The following is a 2,717-nucleotide window of genomic DNA, read 5'->3' as shown; positions in this document are numbered from 1 at the left end:
AGGATGCGCATGACCAGCGGAATCTCCAGCCCCACCAGCGTGCCCACCAGCAGCACCATGGCATACAGCAGGAAACGGAAAGCGCCGGGGACATAGGCATTCGCCAGAAACAGCGTGGCCGGCAGCGCACCGCCCACCAGCGCGACCATCAATTCAATACGTAAAAAATGAGCCGGCAGCTGGCGCTCGAAAAAACGCGACAACCAGGAACCAATCCCCATGGCGAACAGGTAGCTGCCGATGATGGTGGAGAACTGCAACACCGAATCACCGAGCAGGTAAGACGCCAGCGCCCCCGCCGCCAGCTCATACACCAGCCCGCACGCCGCCACCACAAAGACGCTGGCGAGCAGCGCGACTTCGAGAGGGCGTGGTGTAGGGGGGGAAGAGGCTTCAGTGTTCAAAGAAAAAGTGCCGATGGAGGAGGATGCGCAGAAGCGCGATGCGAAGCGAGCCGGTATCACGGCGGCGTCAAGGGCGTAGCGAGCGAGCTGCGGGCAAGGCGGACGGCGCGCAGGAACCGGAATGTACCTGCGGGTATATGAGGATTCCGAGCACCGGCCAACGCCGCCCCCAGTTCGCGCAGTAGCCGGGAACTACCCGTGGATGGCGGCGGCTACTATTACGCAGATGCCTAGTGCCATCGCGGCCACCACCAGCGCCAGTGCCATATTCTGCTTCTCGACAATCTCCAGCCACAGGTCATACGGCGTGACCTTGTCGATGATGACAAAGCTCAGCCAGAAGATGACCACGCCGATCAGCGCGAACAGGATTGAGCCGAGGAAAGCGGCGGGTTTAAGCCATTCAAGTCCCATGATGTTCTCCAGAAAAAATCTGCCAGGTTGAATAGAAAGGAGCGGTCTTCATTTGTGGCCGCCTCCGCCGGAATAGCCACCATACGAGCCGCCTGAACTGCGCGCGCTGCTGGACGAAGAGCAGTTCTCGACGTTGGGGTCGCAGCGCGAGCAACGCGTGATGAGTAAAAGAAACAGCAGTATGACCAACACCACAATGACGATGGTGCCGCAGCCCATGCCGGAAGAAGCGCTCAGCGGTTTTGCATCCGCCCTTTTGAAGAGGTCTTTCTTGCCTTCGAGTTTGAAGGCCTTGGCCACCATATCACCATCCAGCTTGCTGCCGCTGGACCAGGTGACCTCATGGGGAGACTCCTCCTGCGACAACAGGGCGCCGCCGCTGGCGAAATCGCGGTTGAACGTCTTCTGGCCGCGCTGGACCTGCCAGTAAAACTCGCCCGCGACATACGTGGTCTCGGCGCGGTAGCTGCTTTGCAAACGATAGGTCGTCTTGAGGTAGGTGGCGCTGTCACCACCCGTCTTGAATTGGGGGGCGCCCGTGACAGGCTTGACCACGCTCCAGCCGTCGGTGGCGTCCACCAGAAAGGTGAAGCCGCGCTTCTGGTTGTAGAGCAGGTATTCGTCCCAGCCAAACTGCTCATCCGTGTCGTCGGGTTCTTCTCCCATGCGGTGCTGAAAGCCGACGACCTGCCATTGCACGCCTTGCAGCTGGCCGGTGCTGCCCAGCGCAATCAGCGGGGCGACGGGTGCATCCTGGATCGCATGCTGAAGCGCCGCGCCGGTGCCCTGTGTCAGGTCGATGATGCTGTTGCAGGAGCGGCATGTGATGCTTTTGCTGCCTGCCAGCGTGACCTCTACCGGCGCTCCGCAGTTCGGGCAGCTGAACTGCCGTCCGCTTTCGTCTTTCGCGGACTCGTCGCGCAAACCGGTGAGGTTGAGGTCTTCCAGCAGGACGGACCGGCCCAGCGACAGCGCGGGCGCCCCGCTGGTGGATGCCGTGCCGTAGTCCACACTGAGCACGTCGCCGTCGGCGCTGCGCAGCTCCACCATGGCAAACGGGGCGCCCAGCGTAGGCAGCCGAGGTAATTCGCCTTGCGCCGACAGCAGCGCAACGCTTTCGTTGGAGGCTACGCTAAAGGGCTTGGCGTTGATCGCCGTGGTGGCTCCGACCCGGAAATTTTCTGCGGGCGGCACGGTGCGCTGCAGGCTGCTGGGGCGGCTGAAAACATAAGCGCCGTTGTCTTCGCTCAGAAAGGCCGTACTGCCGTCGTCCAGAACGGCATACCACTCGGTCCAGGTGCCTTGTGCATACTTGTATTGCAACCGGCCGACCAACGTGAAGTTACGGCCCTCGTAGACACCCGAGGCCTGCAACTGCAGGGGACTGAAGTCATTGAACAGCTCGGCCATCTTGCCGATGCGCGACAGCGTATCGCCATCACGCACGACGGTGCTTTGGCAGTAGCCGCACACCGCGTGCGTGGACTGCGCGCTGCGAAATTCGACAGGCGCGCCACACCCTGGGCACGGCGCGCGGTAGGCGCGTTGCGAGGTGACTTCAGTCACAGCTGGTGCAGGTTAGCGCCAGACAGGGGACACGCGCAGCGAGGAGCCGCCCCGAGCAAGCGACGGCCCCTTCGAGGGGGAGCGTAGTCCACGAAGTGGCAAGCGTGGGGGCCACATTTTCAGACCAGCTTTTTCAGCAGTTCGGCCTTCTTGGCATCGAACTCTTCCTGCGTCAGGATGCCTTTGGCCTTGAGTTCCCCCAGTTTTTCGAGGGTGGCCATGACATCGTCGGGCTTCACGGTCGCAGCGACAGCGGCCGCAGCGCCTTGCGCGACATTGCCCTGCAAACCCTGCTGCAGGTTTTGCGCCAGCACCTGGCCCAGCGCCACGCCG

At 62.3% G+C, this 2,717-nt stretch carries 3 protein-coding genes and 1 pseudogene; all 4 read right to left on the bottom strand.

Annotation, left to right across the window (positions count from 1 at the left end):
* Window positions 1–404, bottom strand: a pseudogene (locus tag ABI546_RS12465) (polyamine aminopropyltransferase); the annotation flags it as partial.
* Window positions 405–596: 192 nt separating this feature from the next.
* Complete coding sequence (locus ABI546_RS12460; RefSeq protein WP_348046908.1) at window positions 597–818, bottom strand: DUF350 domain-containing protein; 222 nt, start codon at window positions 816–818, stop codon at window positions 597–599.
* Between the two features lie 48 nt (window positions 819–866).
* Window positions 867–2,384, bottom strand: coding sequence for a DUF4178 domain-containing protein (locus tag ABI546_RS12455; RefSeq protein WP_348046907.1), 1,518 nt, complete (start codon window positions 2,382–2,384; stop codon window positions 867–869).
* 119 nt (window positions 2,385–2,503) lie between these two features.
* Window positions 2,504–2,717 (bottom strand): SHOCT domain-containing protein (locus tag ABI546_RS12450; RefSeq protein ID WP_348046906.1); only part of this gene is annotated, 214 nt, incomplete at its 5' end.

It is taken from the genome of Polaromonas sp. (assembly GCF_039932935.1).
In the GTDB taxonomy this organism is placed as follows: Bacteria; Pseudomonadota; Gammaproteobacteria; order Burkholderiales; family Burkholderiaceae_C; genus Polaromonas.
This window is presented reverse-complemented; position numbering and strand designations above follow the sequence as displayed.